This window comes from Vibrio sp. STUT-A16, assembly GCF_026000495.1.
Taxonomy (GTDB): Bacteria; Pseudomonadota; Gammaproteobacteria; order Enterobacterales; family Vibrionaceae; genus Vibrio; species Vibrio diabolicus.
This window is the reverse complement of record NZ_AP026765.1, coordinates 2,862,662-2,880,897: the sequence shown is the minus strand read 5'-3', so window position 1 is coordinate 2,880,897 and position 18,236 is coordinate 2,862,662. Positions and strand designations below refer to the sequence as shown.

Here is an 18,236-nt window from a genome sequence, read left to right as displayed (position 1 = left end):
AAGCAATAACGAGGCAGACAAGTGTGTGAGGCAGGAATGGATACTTCTCCTGCTAGAAGAGTAAATCAAGGATAAAACCATGACTATGATTTGTGCAAAAGAATTTGCAGAGTGGTTAAGACACAGATTTAGCAGTGAAACGAAAGGGGTCTTATTGACTCGGGTTGATGTAAACCACCTGACAGGACGTCAGCGTCTTGATCCCGGATTTGTTAATGATGTGCATTACGAGCTGATGCAATATGGAATGGCTTTCGTTACGGACACGAGCCGAGAAAACTTTTATCTTGTGCCGGTTTCCCAAGCTGAAAATTGGCGAGATCGGTTAGAGTCTCATTTTGAAAAAGAGTTGTTTTGTAATATCTATCCTATTGAAAAGTCGGGTTAAAAAAAGGTTCAACTTTGTCTCCAAAGTTGAACCTACTTGTTCTTATGCTAACCCTTGAATAATCACGAATTTCTCCAGTAACTGCTCTTCTGTTTCTACATGATCCGGGTCTGTGATAATGCATTTTGTAATCGGGCACACTGACTGACAGGTCGGCTTTTCGTAATGTCCCTTACACTCTGTACATAGAGCTGGGTCAATTTCGAAAATGCTTTCTCCCATGCTGATTGCCCCATTGGGGCATTCGGGATCACACATGTCGCAGTTAATGCATTTGTCAGTAATGAGCAAAGCCATGATTACTTACCAGTCGGGTTACGGGTGTCCTGCCCTGAGTTTAAGTTACGCATCAATAGACCGTATTCTAAATCTAGATCTGCTGGTACTGGAATGAAGACGAAGTGACCATTCCCTTTGGCATCCTCGATAGACTCTGACTTACGGTTTTCCATTGCTTCTAGCGTGAAAACAACATTACCTTTTGGCGTCATTAGCTCAAGACTATCACCGACAAGGAACTTATTTTTCACTTCTACTTCAGCCATATCGCCACGACGTTTACCAGTGAACTCACCGACAAACTGTTGAGCATCAGAGACTGAGTAGCCGTAATCGTAATTCTGGTAGGTGTCGTGAGTATGACGACGTAGGAAGCCTTCGGTATAGCCACGGTGAGCTAGGCTCTCTAGTGTGCCCATTAGGCTTTCATCAAATGGTCGGCCTGCTACAGCGTCATCAATTGCTTTGCGGTAAACCTGTGCAGTACGAGCACAGTAATAGAATGATTTAGTACGACCTTCGATTTTCAGCGAGTGCACACCCATCTTGGTTAGGCGCTCAACATGCTGCACTGCTCGCAGGTCTTTAGAGTTCATGATGTAAGTACCATGTTCATCTTCGTACGCTGCCATTTTTTCTTCTGGACGGTGCGCTTCAGAAAGTAGAACGACTTCATCCGTTGGTTTACCACGGCCAATTGTGGTTTCAGGGCGTTCGTCTTGTATTTCGACAGGCTGCGCTTCAGACGGATCAAATTTCTCTACGATATCACCAGCGTCGTTTTCTTTGCCTTCTTCCACTTTGTATTCCCAACGGCACGCGTTAGTGCAAGTGCCTTGGTTAGGATCACGTTTGTTGATGTAACCAGAAAGTAGGCAACGACCAGAATAAGCCATGCATAATGCACCGTGAACGAATACTTCAAGTTCAGTTTCAGGACAATGCTCACGAATTTCTTCGATTTCTTCTAAAGATAGTTCGCGAGAAACGATCACACGCTCCACGCCATTCGCTGCCCAGAACTTAACAGTCGCCCAGTTTACTGCGTTTGCTTGTACAGAAAGGTGAATTGGCATTTCTGGGAAAGCTTCACGAACCATCATGATTAGGCCTGGATCTGACATGATCAATGCGTCAGGACCCATCTCTACGATTGGCTTAAGATCACGGATGAAGGTTTTTAGCTTCGAGTTGTGTGGTTGAATGTTACATACCACATAAAGCTTTTTGCCTAGAGCATGCGCTTCATCGATACCGATTTTTAGGTTTTCGTGGTTAAACTCATTGTTACGTACGCGGAGGCTGTAGCGAGGTTGGCCAGCGTAAACTGCATCTGCGCCGTAGGCGAATGCGTAACGCATGTTTTTCAGGCTTCCCGCAGGAGACAGTAGCTCAGGTACGAATGCTTTCTCAGTTGTCATTGCTCAATTCTCTTTTATCTGATCACAAGTCAGGCCAATTCCACCTAATGGAAATGGGGCGCAAATTTTACGTCAAAATGTGAACTGTGACTAGGATAATTGTGCTTCAGATAGAAAAACGCCCTCAAAAAAAGTGAGGGCGTTATGGTTAACCTTTATACAATATTAAGCGTTGGGATTTGGTAAGCCGCCTAGCGCATCGTATAGGTTGGGTAGGAAAGCACTGAACTCCCCACACATCAGAGAGAAGTCTGCATCAAATCGAGCTGCTTGATCTTCACGTGGAATATCGTCATTTTGATCTTTCAATTCATCAGAGAATTTTAGACGCTTAATACCCGCATCTTCTGTCATGATGAATTCAATACGATCTTGCCAATTAAGTGCAAGCTTCGTTACGACTTTATCTGCTGCGATGTGGTTGCGGATTTCATCTGTGGTCAGCTCTTGCTTCTTACAACGAATCACGCCACCTTCTTCAAGCACGGATTTTAGCTCAGCTTCGTCCATCATGGTGATACCTTGAGGTGTGTCACCCGTTTTCACCCACTCGGTTAGCGTTGTTTCAATCGCTACTTCTGGAATGGCAGGAACAACAGGTAAACTACCCATGGTTTTACGAAGTAGTGCTAATACGTCTTCCGCTTTTTTGTAGCTGCTTGCGTCAACAAGGATGAACCCTTCTTTTGGCATGATGAGCACGTGAGTGTGGCTGCTGCGGCTAAATGCGCGAGGCAGTAAATCCATTACGATGTCATCTTTCAGGTTGTCTTTCTCTTTCTTCTTCAGAGGACGACCTTCTTGCGCTTCCATTGCTTCTACTTTTGCATTCAATGACTCTTTGATCACTGAGGCAGGTAGCATTTTCTCTTCTTTCTTGGCGCAAATCAGAATGCGGTTTTCTGACACGTGAGTCATCATGTCGCCATGTCTACCCATTGCACTGACCCAGCCAAATTTCTGTTTATCTTGACTGCCACATGGGGTGAATCGGAATTCAGACAGTTGAGTTTCTAGTTGTTCGGCGTTGAAAGTAACCTCGCGGTTAACGCGGTATACCAGACAGTTTTTAAACCACATAAATCTTCTCTAGGCTTGATGACAAGGGACTAATCATAGGGAATTTTTGTGCTGATGTCTTAATAGAAATGAAAAATATCCGAATGAACCTCAAAAGAAAGTTATATGAAAATTTGTTTTCAAAGGTCACAAAAGTGTCATAATTGGTAGTGATAATGCTTATGCATAGAGGGGCGCTTTGTCTCTTAAATTCATTAGCTCAACGAACATAAGGTTACTCAATTATGTCTAGAAGGATTCTGGTTGTTGAAGACGAAGCTCCTATTCGCGAAATGCTGTGCTTCGTACTTGAGCAGAAAGGTTACCAAGCGGTAGAAGCGGAAGATTACGATACTGCAGTAACCAAACTGGCTGAACCCTTCCCTGATTTAGTTTTACTGGATTGGATGTTACCAGGCGGCAGCGGCATTAACTTCATCAAACACATGAAGCGAGAGGAATTAACGCGCAACATTCCAGTTGTGATGCTTACCGCTCGTGGTGAAGAAGAAGATAAAGTGCGCGGTTTAGAAGTCGGTGCGGATGACTACATTACTAAGCCATTTTCTCCTAAAGAGTTGGTTGCCCGCTTAAAAGCGGTGATTCGTCGCGTAACCCCGACCGCATTGGAAGACGTAATTGATGTGCAGGGATTGAAGCTTGATCCTGTATCACACCGTGTCACGGCTAATGATGCACCATTAGATATGGGCCCAACAGAGTTTAAAATGCTGCATTTTTTCATGACGCATCAAGAGCGTGTGTACAGCCGTGAGCAGCTATTAAACAATGTTTGGGGTACTAACGTGTATGTCGAAGATCGTACGGTCGATGTTCATATTCGCCGCCTGCGTAAAGCATTGGAAGCCGCAGGTCATGATAAGCTGATCCAAACTGTTCGTGGTGCTGGATACCGCTTCTCGACAAAAGCATAAATTAACACGCAGCTTATCGGTACCATTTCTGGAGTTATGAGTGGTTGAAAGATTAACGTGGAAAAAGCTGGCCTGGGAGCTGGCTTTTTTTTACACCCCATGGGTGATAGTAGGTTGGATATTCGGTTATATGCCGTGGTTGCTTTTGGCAGCTACGGCATTGCAGCTTGTGTGGCATTTGCATAACCAAGTACGTTTATCTTCTTGGTTATGGGATGAAAAGCGCCTTACACCACCGTCTGGTAGCGGTAACTGGGAATCTTTGTTCAATGGCTTGTATCGCTTACAGCAGCGTCAACGCCGTAAACGCAAAGAGCTTACTAATCTCATTCGCCGATTCAGAAATGGTGCGGAATCGTTACCCGATGCCGTCGTGGTGTTCCGTGCTGAAGGCAATATCGTTTGGTGTAACAAACTGGCTCAACACTTATTGGGTTTCCATTGGCCGGAAGACTCTGGTCAACCTATCTCCAACCTCATTCGTACGCCTGATTTTATCAAGTACCTCAACAAGAAAGACTTCTCTGAGCCATTGGAAATGCGCTCACCACTCAATGTCGAACGCATGCTAGAACTACGTATAGTACCGTATACCGAAGGTGAACATTTGATGGTGGTGCGTGATGTTAGCCAGTTAAAACAACTTGAGGGAATGCGCCGTAATTTCTTTGCTAACGTTTCTCATGAACTGCGTACACCAATGACGGTGCTACAAGGTTATTTAGAGATGACAGAAGACCCTGACATGGTTGTGGGCCCAATGTGGAGCAAAGCGCATGGCGTCATGACGGAGCAGCTCAACCGCATGAACAGTTTGGTGAACCAATTACTGACGCTATCTAAAATTGAAGCGGCACCTATGCATGAGCTTGAAGAAGTCGTGAATGTACCTGCGATGCTCGAAGTACTAGAAAAAGAGGCGGTCAGCCTTAGTGGGGACAACCAACATAAATTGAAATTTGATGTTGATGCTAGCCTACGCGTACTGGGCGATGATGACCAGTTACGTAGTGCTATCTCTAACCTCGTTTATAATGCTGTCAAATACACACCGCCTGGCGCGAACATTAATGTTCGTTGGTTCCAGACATCTCAAGGCGCATGCTTAGAGGTGGAGGATAGTGGTGATGGTATAGAACCTCAGCACCTCCATCGACTTACTGAGCGTTTTTATCGCGTCGATAAAGCAAGATCACGCGATACCGGAGGGAGTGGGTTAGGGTTGGCTATTGTGAAACATGCGCTGAGTCACCATGACTCTCATTTAGAAATTCACAGTGAAGTAGGTGTGGGCAGTAAGTTTTCTTTCGTATTGCCTGAGCGTTTGGTGGTGAAATAATGGCGTTACGATTGGCAAAAACATTTAGTTTATTCGCGCTTGTTTGTTCCTGTATGGCTGCCGCTCAAGATAAACCATTGCCGAGTTATCATAAAACGACGGGGATTGTCGGGAACTTGCTCTCTGTTGGATCCGATACACTTGCGGGTATGACAACGCTTTGGGTTGAAGAGTTTAAATCCATTTACCCGAATATTAATGCGCAAGTCCAAGCGTCTGGCTCTTCCACGGCGCCCCCTGCATTGACCGAACAAACAGCTCAGTTTGGTCCCATGAGTCGCCCGATGCGTTTAAGAGAGGTTGAAGCGTTTGAACGTGAACATGGTTACAAGCCAACGGCGCTTAGGGTTGCGATCGATGCTATCGGTATTTTTGTCCATCAAGACAATCCAATTCAAGGGCTCAGCTTTAGTCAGTTAGATGCTTTGTTTTCTGCAACACTGCGCTGTGGTGAAAGTCAATTTGTCACAAACTGGCAGCAACTCGGTCTTGAATCACAGTGGGCAAAGCGAAACGTACAGTTGTTTGGTCGTAACTCCGTTTCTGGAACTTATGGTTACTTCAAAAGCAATGCCTTGTGTGGCGGCGATTTCAAGACCCGAGTAAACGAGCAGCCAGGCTCCGCGTCAGTTGTGCAAGCTGTAGCGTCAACCATCAGTGGAATTGGTTATTCCGGTGTCGGTTATCGAGTGGCAGGTGTACGCTTAGTTCCTGTGGCAAAAATGGGAAATGACTATGTGACGCCAACGCGAGAACATATTGTTAGTGGTAAGTACCCACTATCACGTTACTTATATGTATATGTGAATAAGCACCCGGATTACCCATTAACACCAATAGAAGCCGAGTTTATTCGCTTTATTTTCTCCGCTCAGGGGCAAGCGTTGGTTGAGAAAGATGGCTATGTGCCCATTACAGCAGATTTTGCAGAAGAAGAATTAAAAAAAGTCGGCCTATAAGCCGACTTTTTGTTTAGGCGTGAACAGTGCGAGATCAGAAAGTGAGTGTCCACTTCGCGCTGCTCCATCGTTCTTGTTCTTCCTGTAAATCAGCATGAAGCAATTTGTTGCTTTCTAGCCATGCTTCATCTGTGCACGTAAGAGTCCATTCATCATTTTTGATGGATAAAGTGATGTCAGGCAATGGATCTTCGTTACGCTGTCCATTTAATACGATAGAAAGTCGTAATATTTTGATGAGGCTTATCACGTCACTTTGTTTGTAGAGGTTGAAATCTGGCAGTTCTTGCAGTTTAAGTGCTTTGCGTTGGAAGCGGGCTAATGTTGCGAGCACTAATTGCTGTTCACGGTTGAAGCCTTGTAGAGTGGAATGCAACAGAATATAGAAAGAGTGACGATGGAAGCTACGTAAGTTGATACTTAATCCGACTTCATGAAGCAATGCTGCCCATTCTAGTAAGTCAAATAACTCACTCTTTTTCTTAATGCCTAGTTCAGAGCGCACCTGACATAACATCTCACGTGCATGGCCTTTAACACGAGCAGCATGCTCTAAGTCAACCCGGTGTTTGTTGGCTAAATTTTCAGTTGTGCGCATACGTATATCGGAGCGCGCAAAACGCTCTTCCATTTCGTACAACAGACCTTCGCGCAGAGCACCATCGGAGAAAAACATCTGCTCAATGCGAAGTGCTTTGAAAATTGCGGACAAAATCGCCACGCCTGCCGCGAATACGGGCTTACGTTCTTCTGTTAAACCTGTCAGTTCAATCTCTTCAATTGAATCAAAATTACACAGAGTTTCAATAAGCGTGTCCAGTCTCTTCGCGGTGATCAGGCCATCTTCAAAACCTAATCCTACTAGCACTTCTTGAATCGCTTTGATGGTTCCTGATGAGCCGAGAGCGATATCCCAGCCTTTTTTACGGTATGCTGAAGCGATGGACTCGAGTTTTTGCTCGGCGGCTAACATCGCTTTATTAAAGTTTTTCCCAGACAGTTTGCCGTTTTTAAAATATTGCTCTGTAAAGCTGACGCATCCCATCTGTTTACTGTTGAGAAGCTCAGGTTCAAACTCTTGTCCAATGATCATTTCGGTACTGCCGCCACCAATATCAACGACCAACTTGGAGTTTGACTCTACTTGAGTGTGAGCGACACCTAAGTATATCAGGCGGGCTTCTTCTTCCCCTGGGATGATTTCTATTGGGAAGGGCATCACTTCTTTCGCACGCTCAATGAATAGATGAGCATTTTTAGCGCGTCTTAGTGTGTGTGTCGCGGCGATACGCACATTCGACTCATCAAGCCCTTGCAGCCTCTCAGCGAACATGGCTAAGCACTCTAACGCGCGTTCCATCGCGGAATGACTTAAGTTCAATTCACTGTCGAGTCCTGATGCTAAGCGAACACGCTGTTTATGACGGCTAACCAGTTGTAAGTCACTGCCTACAACTTTGGCCACCACCATGTGGAAACTGTTTGAGCCGAGGTCTATCGCGGCAATGTAGCGAGTATCTTGTTCAAGTATTTGAGGCATCTGAATTTTGTTTTCTAGTTTGCTTTTCTATATTTTTAAGATAGTCATAGATAGCGATTTGAGAACGAACTTTTTTGCGATTACCTCGTGGTACGTAAGCGTTGCTCATTTCCTTATCTATAAAACGAGCCTTTACTGTATCGGTAAAATGGATATTCGTTATATCAATAATTCTCTGTTTCAAACGTGGATCACGGACCGGCGCCGCCACCTCAATGCGGTGATCGATATTTCTTGTCATCCAGTCAGCAGAAGAGATATAGACTTGCGGATCGCCATCGTTATGGGTAATCACCACGCGTGGGTGTTCCAAAAAGCGGTCAACAATACTGATGATCCGAATGTTGTCGCTGATCCCCTCAATGCCCGGTACTAAGGAGCACATGCCGCGAATGATCATATTTATTTTCACTCCCGCCGTACTTGCTCCATACAGCTTATTGACGATGCCTTTATCGACTAGGTTATTGACCTTGATCGTAAGAGCGGCTTTCTTGCCGAGCTTGGCATTCGCAATTTCATTATCGATCAGGCGGTAGATTTGGGTACGAGAATTACGTGGAGATACCATGAGGTGATTGAACTTCACTGGGCGATATGGATTCTCAATGTAACCGAAGACATTACGAACTTCGTTAGTGATTTCTTGATCTGCGGTAAGGAGAGAGAAGTCGGTATAAATTCGTGCCGTCTTCTCATGGAAGTTGCCTGTGCCGATGTGCGCGTAGCGAATAATTTCTTCACCTTCACGGCGACTGATCATCAGTAGCTTTGAGTGAATCTTAAGGCCAGGCGCTCCGAAGATGACGTGCACACCAGCTTCGGTCAACACTTTTGACCATTCGATATTGGCTTCTTCATCAAAGCGAGCCTGCAGCTCCACGACCACGGTGACATTTTTTCCGTTGTGCACCGCATCAATTAATGAGTTCATCAAGCGAGAATCTTTCGCGACACGGTAAATGTTAATCTTGATACTAAGTACTTTCGGATCGAAGGAGGCTTGGCGCACCAACTCACTAATGTGGTCAAAAGTGTGGTAGGGGTAATAGAGTAGAATATCTTTCGCTTTAATCGCATCAAAGCTGTTAGCGTAACCTTCGAAATCGGCGCACTTCATTGGCGGAAGCGGTTTATTTTCAAGGTACTCTCGCCCAACATTTGGAAACGCAATGAAGTCTTTAAAATTGTGATAGCGGCCGCCGGGGATAAGGTTATCGTAATTAGAGATATTGAGCTTGTTACAAAGAAACTCTAGCATTTGGGGCGGCATATCACGTTCGTAGACGAAGCGAACGGGCTTTGCTGTCAGTCGCTGATTGACACCTTCCGACATTTGTTCGAGCAAGCTGTATTCGATTTCGTTGCGTAAATCGTATTCGGCGTCACGCGTCATTTTCATCGCATAGCCGCTAAGCTCATCATAATCAAAAAAGCCTTTGAACAGCTCATCCAAACAGTGGCGGATAATATTATCAAGTAAGATGATGGTTTTTCGACGCTTTCCTTTCTGTTCTGGTACCATCACAAAGCGGGGAAGGTGATCGGTCGGAATTTCGATCAGAGCGTACTGGTAATGTTCTTCTTTACGCAGTTCTACGGCGATGTAAGCGTACTCGTCTTTGAGAAATTGCAGAACATCGATCTCGTCTTTCATTAAAAGGGGAGTGATATGCGGCATTACCTCTCTACGGAAGTATTTCGCGATCCACTTTTGTTGCGATTCATCCAGTTGTTGCTCATTAACCAAGAAAATGCGACGTCGCGCCATTTCTCGAATCAAGTCGCTGTAAAGCTCATCAAATTGTTCGTTAAGCTTGAGTGCTTTCGACTGCATTTTGGTTAACAGTCGTTTAGGGCTATCGCTGCCACCGCGCTCTTGGCTGATTAGGATTCTGCGCTTCACGTCAGCAAAGCGTACTTTGTAAAATTCATCTAAATTGTTGGAAAAGATCCCAAGAAAGCGAATACGTTCGATCAAAGGGACGGTTTTATCGGCAGCTTCTTGTAATACTCGTTCGTTGAAAGACAACCAACTAAGTTCTTTTTCTATATATAGTTTTTCTGCGCTCATAACCTTACCTAGCCAAAAGTGAAGTAATACGTACTCATCTTGGAAAAATGGATGAGTGAGAACATTATGAGATTTTCATTACAGATTTATTTCATACCACGCATTGCATAAGAGTTGTATTCTTTTCAGGTGTTTAATGTGATCTGTAATATAATTGTCATCTTAACGACATATTCTAGTACTAAGTCAAAAAGGTAGAGATTTAAATGGCACAAGCCGAGTTTTCATTGCAGGAAAAAGATAAGAAACGACTGATAAAAGATCGTTTAGTTCGACTTGCAGTGACATCCGGTGGTGTCGGCGTACTCGCGGCGCTTATTTTGATCTTTGTCTACCTCGCCATGGTGATCATTCCGCTTTTTTCTGATGCGGAGATCAAAACCAACCAAGCCATTCGAGCCACTCATATTGAAACACCACTTGCGATTTCAGTGGATGATTACGCTCAGCTTGCGTTCGTTCTAACCCAAAGTGGTGAGATTCAATATTTGTCGATGGACGATCCTACGAAGCCTGCAGTGTATAAACAGCAAATCGTCCAGGAACCCGTCGCTTTCTCTCAATCTGCTCCTGGACTAGGTTGGTATGGGTTTGTTGATGGGCAGGGTAAAGCGCACCTTTTCAAGCCTGAATTTAATGCCACGTTGAGAGAAAATACACGTCCTCCGGAAGTGATTGAGCTAGACACCAGCATGGATCTGACGCTGAGTACGCCTCAAGATCCTGTGACTCAGTTTGTGTTTGCAGCTTCAACGCCCTTACCAACAATTGTTTGGCAGACACAAAGCGGTGAAGTGAAGGCTCGTTGGCAAGTGGCTTCGTCTTTGGGTACGCCTCCGACAACGATCGATTTTACGTTCTCTTCAGGCTTTGATGCACCTCAGCAAATGTTATTGACACCTGATGGTGAAACGCTTTATTTACGCGATGGCTCTGAGTTGATCGTGTTAAAGAAAACCGCACGTAAATTTGCTGTGCGAGAGGTGGTCGACCTCACTCAAGGTGATAAGAAGCACTCCGTTCGTACAATGGACCTACTGGCTGGTGCTTACTCGCTTTTGGTGACACACAACGATGGTCGGGTGTCGCAATGGTTTGATACGCTGCAAGAAGAGAGACGCACGTTAACGCATATTCGTGATTTTAAATTGGCATCAGAGCTTAAGTATTTGTTGCCGGATTCTCATCGAAAAGGATTTTATAGCTTTTACACCAACGGCACGTTGCAAAGCCATTATACAACCAGTGAAAAACTGGTGTTGTTTAAGCGTGCTTACAATCAAGCGCCCGCAATCGCAGCAATGTCCAACAATGAACGCTACTTAATCACTTGGCAAAGTAATGAGTTAAATGTTGCGGAAGTGGACAATGCCTATCCGGAAATTTCCTTGTCCTCATTATGGCAAGAAGTGTGGTACGAAGGGTATCCTGAGCCTGAATTTGTGTGGCAATCGACTTCGGCGAGCGATAACTTTGAGGCTAAGTTCAGCCTAGTACCTATTGCGTTCGGGACGATAAAAGCGGCAATGTTTGCGATGCTGTTCTCAGTACCGCTCGCAGTGCTAGGTGCTATTTATACGGCGTACTTTATGTCGCCACGCATGCGTCGTGTCGTAAAACCGTCGATTGAGCTAATGGAAGCACTGCCGACGGTGATCATTGGTTTCCTAGCGGGGCTGTGGTTCGCGCCTATTGTCGAAGATCACCTGATTACGATCGTCGTCATGCTGTTTGTTTTGCCCTTGAGCACCATGATTATGGGCGGGCTATGGGCATTAATACCGCAACCTTTGCGTAATCGTCTGCCTAATGGTTGGCATGCTTTAGTGCTCATGCCTGTCATATTGGTACTGATTGGGCTTGGCGTGTGGATTTCGCCTACGATTGAGCAGACGTTCTTTGGTGGCGATATGCGCTTATTCTTAACCGAGCATGGTATTGGTTACGATCAACGCAATGCATTGGTGGTGGGGTTAGCGATGGGGTTTGCTGTTATCCCGACGATTTTTACCATCGCCGAAGATGCCATTTTCTCTGTACCGAAACATTTATCGGATGGCTCTTTGGCATTAGGGGCCACGCCTTGGCAAACTTTAATCTATGTTGTCTTGCTTACCGCAAGCCCAGGTATTTTTTCTGCCATTATGATGGGCCTGGGACGCGCTGTTGGTGAAACCATGATTGTGTTAATGGCAACGGGCAATACGCCATTAATGGATTGGAATATTTTGGAAGGATTGCGCAGCCTGTCGGCGACCATCGCCGTTGAGTTGCCAGAGTCGGAAGTTGGAAGTTCGCATTATCGCCTGCTGTTCCTAGCTGCATTGATTTTGTTTGTGTTTACGTTTGCAGTAAACGCGCTTGCGGAGTGGGTTCGTCAGAGACTGAGAGATAAGTACCGTGCGTTGTAATAATGGTTTGAATAAAGAGCGAGTAATGACGTGTTAAATTGGATTCGTTCTGGCGCACCGTGGATATGGCTAACAGGCGGTGCAGTCAGCATCAGTTTGTTGTCGGTATTAGGGTTGTTACTCCTTATCGGCTGGAAAGGCCTGACTTACTTTTGGCCAGCGCCCTTGTATCAGTGGAATGTTGCAGCGCTGACTCCTGTGCAAGGCGAAGTGCTACATGAAAATACTATTCTGATTGGTCAAGTGTATGAACGCAGTTTTGTACCGAAGAGTTATCTACCTGAAAGCGCGGCGCAGCAATTAGAAGACGATGAAGACTTTGCTACGCGACTCAGTATCAAAATCGCCAACCGAGAGTTGTATCCCGCCGATTTTATCTCCGTATTGCAAATGCAGTTGGATGAGCCCACGACGCCAAAAGAGTGGGCAGTGATCGAGCGAAGTAGTGGCGGTTACTTTTTTGGTAAGCTGGTGGCGTTTCAGGATGGAGACAACTTATACACCAACGATATTCAATCCGTCTTGAACAAAAAACTGGATGATGCAGAAACTCTGCGCCATGAGATTGACTCTTTGGTTGTCGATCAGCTTAAAGAGCTTGGTTGGAAGCTAGAGCAGTTGCGATTAGATAAGCGCAAGCATGAGTTGAATGACACGCTGACAGAAAGCTTTTTAAAGGAAAACCAGACGAAAAAAGAGCGGATAGAGAAAGCTCTGGCGACGTTAGATTTACAGCTTGATGGCTTACGATTACAGCTTTCTGGCTATGCCCTGATTGTCGAGGATATGACGGGCTCACAAGTATCGATTCCGCTCGAAGACATTTTGGACTACTGGTACCCAAACCAAATGTCACTGCCTGATAAAGTCATGCACTGGGGGAAGCAGGTTTGGAAGTTTTTATCTGAAGATCCAAGAGAGTCGAACTCTGAAGGAGGCGTGTTCCCTGCGATATTTGGTACGGTTTTCTTAGTACTTATCATGTCGATCATTGTGATGCCACTTGGGGTGATCGCCGCTATCTATCTGCATGAATACGCTAAGAATAACGCTCTAACCAGGGTTATTCGTATTGCGGTTATAAACCTAGCGGGTGTTCCATCGATTGTTTATGGCGTATTTGGTTTAGGCTTCTTTGTTTATACGATTGGTGCCTCTATCGACAACGTATTCTATGCGGAAAAGTTACCGGCACCAACCTTTGGTACTCCGGGTTTGTTGTGGTCTGCACTAACTCTTGCCGTGCTGACGCTTCCAGTTGTGATTGTGACGACAGAAGAAGGTTTAACTCGTATTCCGAGTTCAGTACGACATGGCTCTCTGGCGCTTGGTGCAACTCAGTTCGAAACACTATGGCGTGTGGTTTTGCCTATGGCGACGCCAGCTATTATCACAGGGCTGATCCTTGCGATTGCGCGTGCAGCTGGCGAAGTAGCGCCGCTGATGCTGGTGGGGGTCGTGAAATTGGCATCCAGTTTACCGGTTGACGGGCAATTCCCTTATGTGCATTTGGATAGAAAGTTCATGCATTTAGGTTTTCACATTTACGATGTTGGCTTTCAAACCTCCAACATCGAAGCTGCGCGACCATTAGTTTATGCCACCTCTTTCTTACTCGTGACAGTGATTGTCGGGCTAAACTTAACAGCAATCAGTATTCGCAATAATTTACGAGAAAAATACAGAACGTTAGGACAAGATTAAGTATGTTTAATTTTGATAGTACATTAGGTTATGAGCCACCATTGGACGTTCATAATTTAACGGATGAACAAACAGCAATCTCAATCGAGAACCTTAATCTGTTCTATGGTCAAACTCAGGCGCTGCATGATATTTCGATGCGAATTCCCAAAGGGCGAGTCACCGCTTTTATCGGTCCTTCAGGGTGTGGAAAGTCGACGTTATTACGTTGCATCAATCGCATGAACGACTTAGTGGAAGGGTGTCGAGTCACAGGTAAAGTGCGTCTACATGGCAAGAATGTTTATCATCCCAATGTCGATGTTGCGACACTTCGACGCCGAGTGGGGATGGTGTTTCAAAGGCCCAATCCATTTCCTAAGTCTATTTATGAAAATGTAGTTTATGGCTTACGCTTACAAGGTGTAAAAAACAGCCGCAGTTTAGATGACGCAGTGGAGCGATCCTTGCGCTCGGCGGCGTTGTGGGATGAGGTAAAAGACCGCTTGCATGAGAACGCATTTGGTTTATCTGGTGGTCAGCAACAGCGCTTGGTCATTGCGCGCGCGGTGGCGATTGAGCCGGAAGTCCTGTTATTGGACGAGCCAACATCAGCGTTGGATCCAATCTCAACTTTAACTATTGAAGAACTTATCAATGAGCTGAAGACTCAATATACTGTCGTTATCGTTACCCATAACATGCAACAAGCGGCGCGAGTGAGCGATCATACTGCATTTATTCATATGGGTAAGTTAATTGAATACTCTGACGCGGACTCGATCTTCACTTCGCCAATGAAGAAACAGACCGAAGATTACATTACGGGTCGATACGGTTAAGTCGCGACTCTATACGGAATAAGGAACATCATGCACTTTGGACGTCATATTTCAGGACAATTCAACGTAGAGCTAGAATCGATTCGTACTCATGTATTAACCATGGGTGGCTTGGTAGAACAGCAGCTTTCGTATGCTATTCAAGCCTTGCATAAAGAAGACATCGAACTGGCGCGTAAGGTTGTGCGTGACGATCATAAAGTGAATGCGATGGAAGTCTCGATTGATGACGCCTGCACACGCATTATTGCTAAGCGTCAGCCAACGGCAAAAGACTTGCGCTTAATCATGGCTATCATCAAAACGATCACTGATTTAGAACGTATCGGTGACGTGGCGACACGCATTGCTTACGTTGCCATTGAAAGCCCATCATCAAAAGAACGACAGTTCCAAGTGTCGTTAGAGCCTCTCTGCCGTCAGGCAATTAATATGCTGCATCAGGTTTTGGATGCGTTTGCCCGCATGGATGTAGAAGCGGCAGCAGAGGTGCACAAACAAGATGACAAGCTAGACGCCGAATATGAAGCGGTAATTCGTCAGTTGATGACCTACATGATGGAAGACCCAAAAAATATCCCCAATATTCTGCAAGTGATGTGGTCTGCACGCGCGATTGAACGCGTGGGGGACCGTTGCCAGAACATCTGTGAATACATTATTTACTTCGTGAAAGGGAAAGATGTACGCCATCTAGGTGATCAAAGCATTGATGACGTACTGAAGTAACTGATTTCAATAAATAGACCAGCTTTTAGTCTGGTCTATTTATTAGGGAGAGGGAAAGCACGTCAATATTTATCAGGAACGAAGGTCTGGTCATCAATGGGCGCTCTGACGTAACCTTCTTTATTGAGTTCAGGTAATTCGATGGGTGAGTACTCAAGTGCTTTGTAATCAATCTGGCTAAGTAAATGGCTGATACAGTTCAAGCGCGCTTTCTTTTTATCATCAGAAGGGACGACCCACCAAGGGCAGTTTTTCGTGTCTGTGTAAGCGAACATTTTATCTTTTGCCTCAGAATACTCGACCCAGCGATGACGTGACTCCAAATCCATTGGGCTGAATTTCCAACGTTTGATCGGCGTATTAATTCGGCCTAGAAAACGTTTTTCCTGCTCTTCGTCTGAAACCGAAAACCAATACTTAATCAGAATAATCCCAGAGCGTTGCAACATTCTTTCGAATTCAGGACAAGAGCGTAAAAACTCTTCGTATTCGTCTGGAGTACAGAACCCCATGACTTTTTCGACACCTGCTCGGTTATACCAACTTCGGTCAAATAAAACGATTTCACCAGCAGATGGCAAATGAGCGACGTAACGTTGGAAGTACCATTGCGTTTTTTCTTTTTCTGTCGGTGCAGGCAGAGCGACCACGCGACAAACACGCGGGTTTAGCTTTTCTGTGATGCGTTTTATCACCCCGCCTTTGCCCGCAGCATCACGGCCTTCAAACAGAACCACCACTTTTAACCCTTTGTGTTTGACCCACTCTTGAAGTTTAACGAGCTCAACTTGCAGGTTTTTGAGCTCCTTTTCGTATTCCTTTTTCTTCAATTTAGACATACACCTTTCCTCACTCCTTGATAAACAATATGTTAGCACTCAAAAGCTATGCGTGTGAGTTTACGGTCGTCTATTTGAGAGCTGCTACGACATCGGTAATGGCTTGTGTACTTGTGATGGGGATTAAGAAATCATCGACATCAGTTGCGCCCATTTTGCTTTGTTCAGCAACAAAGTTCATTTTACTAGGTCGAGTCGTTTTGCCTGACAGATGGATTTCAGGAACTTGAGTGTCTTCTACTAATGCACGTACGTTACTCGCATTAACGCCAGCACCCGCCATGATTGCTATGCGTCCTTGGGCTTGCTTAACCAAAGCTCTAAGCACATCGATCCCTTGTGGTGCTGAAGGCGCAAGGCCGGAGGTTAAAATACGTTCACAACCTAAGCTGATCACTTCTTCCAAAGCTTTTTCAGCGTCACGACACTGGTCAAAAGCACGATGGAACGTTATGCCCAGCCCTAATTCCTGTGCGAATTCGCACAGTGCTGTTGCAAAGGGCATGTGAATATCCCCCTCTTGAGTGAGTACACCGAGAACCACACCATCCAAGCCCGATTGGTGAGCTGCTTCAATATCCCAACGCATCATTTCGATCTCTTCTTCACAGTAGAAGAAGTCACCTTGGCGTGGGCGAATCATGGCATAAATAGGAATAGTCGAAATCCTAGCGGCTTGCTGCATAAAGCCATAACTGGGTGTTAGCCCGCCTAAAGCCAAAGAGGAGCAAAGCTCAATCCGAGTGGCGCCGCCAGCAATGGCGTAGTGCAGAGATTCAATATTATCGATACAGACTTCTAGGTGAGTAACCACGTTCATTCATCCTGCTAACGTTACAAATAAGTGTTGTGGCTAAGATATTAACAGGGCCAGTAAGCAGAATCTGTATGGAGGGAATGAGAAATAGAGGTAAAGTTTACGCTGCTGCGTTACCTCATTTTGGCGGTTTATCTGAAGGTAAAAGAAAGCCCAGAGCATTTGCTCTGGGCTTTGATAAGACTTTACTTAGACTGATTGGCGTTTGCGGTTTTCCGCATTAGCTTTTTGCTTTATATACATCCAACCATCACACCCGTTGAGCTAGGGTGAAGGTCTATTATTTTTTGCCTAGGTCAGCTGCGTGCTCAGATAAGAACGCTGCAACACCTTTTGGAGATGCGTCCATACCTGCTTTACCTTCTTCCCATTGTGCAGGACATACTTCGCCGTGCTTCTGGTGGAAGTTAAGAGCGTCAACCATGCGTAGCATTTCGTCGATGTTACGGCCTAGTGGTAGGTCGTTAACTACTTGGTGACGTACAACGCCTTCTTCGTCGATTAGGAAAGAACCACGGAAAGCAACGCCTGCTTCTGGGTGCTCAACATCGTAAGCTTTACAGATTTCGTGCTTAACGTCAGCAACTAGTGGGTACTTAACTTGACCGATACCGCCATCTTCGATAGCAGTGTTACGCCATGCGTTGTGAGAGAACTGAGAATCGATAGAAACACCGATTACTTCAACACCTTTAGCTTGGAAATCAGCTAGACGGTTGTCGAATGCGATTAGCTCAGATGGGCAAACGAAAGTGAAATCTAGTGGGTAGAAGAATACTACTGCTTTCTTACCTTTAGTGAACTCTGCAAAGTTGAAGTTTTCAACGATTTCACCGTTACCTAGAACAGCTGCTGCAGTAAAATCAGGGGCTTGACGACCTACTAGTACCATTTTTTTGCTCCTAAAAAGTATGGTTAGTT

Annotated in this window: 16 protein-coding genes; 8 read left to right on the top strand and 8 right to left on the bottom strand. The window is 45.3% G+C overall.

Annotated elements, in window-relative coordinates:
- Positions 1–79 precede the first annotated feature (79 nt).
- Complete coding sequence (locus OO778_RS13680) at positions 80–388, top strand: hypothetical protein (RefSeq protein ID WP_005391608.1); 309 nt, start codon at positions 80–82, stop codon at positions 386–388.
- Between the two features lie 42 nt (positions 389–430).
- Here OO778_RS13680 and OO778_RS13675 read toward each other — a convergent pair whose 3' ends face one another.
- The 3 genes from OO778_RS13675 to rdgC form a co-directional block, all read right to left on the bottom strand.
- Positions 431–685 (bottom strand): YfhL family 4Fe-4S dicluster ferredoxin, encoded by a 255-nt coding sequence (locus OO778_RS13675; protein ID WP_031780214.1) that lies wholly within the window; start codon positions 683–685, stop codon positions 431–433.
- A gap of 2 nt (positions 686–687) precedes the next feature.
- Positions 688–2,088 carry a tRNA 5-hydroxyuridine modification protein YegQ gene (gene yegQ / locus OO778_RS13670; protein ID WP_104971298.1) on the bottom strand — a complete coding sequence of 467 codons (1,401 nt, stop codon included), beginning with the start codon at positions 2,086–2,088 and terminating at the stop codon, positions 688–690.
- A gap of 165 nt (positions 2,089–2,253) precedes the next feature.
- Positions 2,254–3,168 carry a recombination-associated protein RdgC gene (gene rdgC / locus OO778_RS13665; RefSeq protein WP_005391604.1) on the bottom strand — a complete coding sequence of 305 codons (915 nt, stop codon included), beginning with the start codon at positions 3,166–3,168 and terminating at the stop codon, positions 2,254–2,256.
- 224 nt (positions 3,169–3,392) lie between these two features.
- On the opposite strand from rdgC, the gene phoB reads away from it, so the two are divergent.
- From phoB to OO778_RS13650, 3 genes are read left to right on the top strand one after another with little or no spacing between them, the layout of a single operon-like run.
- Complete coding sequence (gene phoB / locus OO778_RS13660) at positions 3,393–4,082, top strand: phosphate regulon transcriptional regulator PhoB (protein WP_005381752.1); 690 nt, start codon at positions 3,393–3,395, stop codon at positions 4,080–4,082.
- A 40-nt stretch (positions 4,083–4,122) separates the two neighbouring features.
- Positions 4,123–5,421 (top strand): phosphate regulon sensor histidine kinase PhoR, encoded by a 1,299-nt coding sequence (gene phoR / locus OO778_RS13655; protein WP_005383667.1) that lies wholly within the window; start codon positions 4,123–4,125, stop codon positions 5,419–5,421.
- Positions 5,421–6,380 carry a phosphate ABC transporter substrate-binding protein gene (locus OO778_RS13650; RefSeq protein WP_164666614.1) on the top strand — a complete coding sequence of 320 codons (960 nt, stop codon included), beginning with the start codon at positions 5,421–5,423 and terminating at the stop codon, positions 6,378–6,380. The genes phoR and OO778_RS13650 overlap by 1 nt, the downstream gene beginning before the upstream one ends.
- 34 nt (positions 6,381–6,414) lie before the next feature.
- Here the strand turns inward: OO778_RS13650 and ppx are convergent, their stop codons facing one another.
- Complete coding sequence (gene ppx, locus OO778_RS13645) at positions 6,415–7,920, bottom strand: exopolyphosphatase (RefSeq protein WP_074190938.1); 1,506 nt, start codon at positions 7,918–7,920, stop codon at positions 6,415–6,417.
- Positions 7,904–9,994: a polyphosphate kinase 1 gene (gene ppk1 / locus OO778_RS13640; RefSeq protein ID WP_258676572.1), complete on the bottom strand. Its 2,091-nt coding sequence runs from the start codon at positions 9,992–9,994 to the stop codon at positions 7,904–7,906. Before ppk1 ends, ppx begins: the two co-directional genes overlap by 17 nt.
- 206 nt (positions 9,995–10,200) lie before the next feature.
- Here ppk1 and OO778_RS13635 point away from each other — a divergent pair, with 206 nt between their 5' ends.
- Genes OO778_RS13635 through phoU form a run of 4 tightly spaced genes read left to right on the top strand, consistent with a single transcriptional unit; the run spans position 10,201 to position 15,659 of the window.
- On the top strand, positions 10,201–12,405 hold the full coding sequence (locus OO778_RS13635) for an ABC transporter permease subunit (protein ID WP_182019982.1): 2,205 nt from the start codon (positions 10,201–10,203) through the stop codon (positions 12,403–12,405).
- A 30-nt stretch (positions 12,406–12,435) separates the two neighbouring features.
- Positions 12,436–14,109: a phosphate ABC transporter permease PstA gene (gene pstA / locus OO778_RS13630; RefSeq protein ID WP_264910009.1), complete on the top strand. Its 1,674-nt coding sequence runs from the start codon at positions 12,436–12,438 to the stop codon at positions 14,107–14,109.
- Between the two features lie 2 nt (positions 14,110–14,111).
- Positions 14,112–14,930 carry a phosphate ABC transporter ATP-binding protein PstB gene (gene pstB / locus OO778_RS13625; protein ID WP_005381745.1) on the top strand — a complete coding sequence of 273 codons (819 nt, stop codon included), beginning with the start codon at positions 14,112–14,114 and terminating at the stop codon, positions 14,928–14,930.
- 30 nt (positions 14,931–14,960) lie between these two features.
- On the top strand, positions 14,961–15,659 hold the full coding sequence (phoU, locus tag OO778_RS13620) for a phosphate signaling complex protein PhoU (RefSeq protein ID WP_005381744.1): 699 nt from the start codon (positions 14,961–14,963) through the stop codon (positions 15,657–15,659).
- 62 nt (positions 15,660–15,721) lie between these two features.
- Here phoU and ppk2 read toward each other — a convergent pair whose 3' ends face one another.
- From ppk2 to OO778_RS13605, 3 genes are all read right to left on the bottom strand, one after another.
- Positions 15,722–16,498, bottom strand: a complete 777-nt coding sequence (ppk2, locus tag OO778_RS13615; RefSeq protein WP_258634370.1) for a polyphosphate kinase 2 — start codon at positions 16,496–16,498, stop codon at positions 15,722–15,724.
- Positions 16,499–16,568: 70 nt separating this feature from the next.
- Positions 16,569–17,318, bottom strand: coding sequence for a copper homeostasis protein CutC (locus tag OO778_RS13610; protein WP_264910004.1), 750 nt, complete (start codon positions 17,316–17,318; stop codon positions 16,569–16,571).
- Positions 17,319–17,595: 277 nt separating this feature from the next.
- A complete protein-coding gene (locus tag OO778_RS13605) occupies positions 17,596–18,207 on the bottom strand; it encodes a peroxiredoxin C (RefSeq protein WP_005381738.1) in 612 nt (203 codons plus the stop codon).
- Between the last annotated feature and the right edge of the window lie 29 nt (positions 18,208–18,236).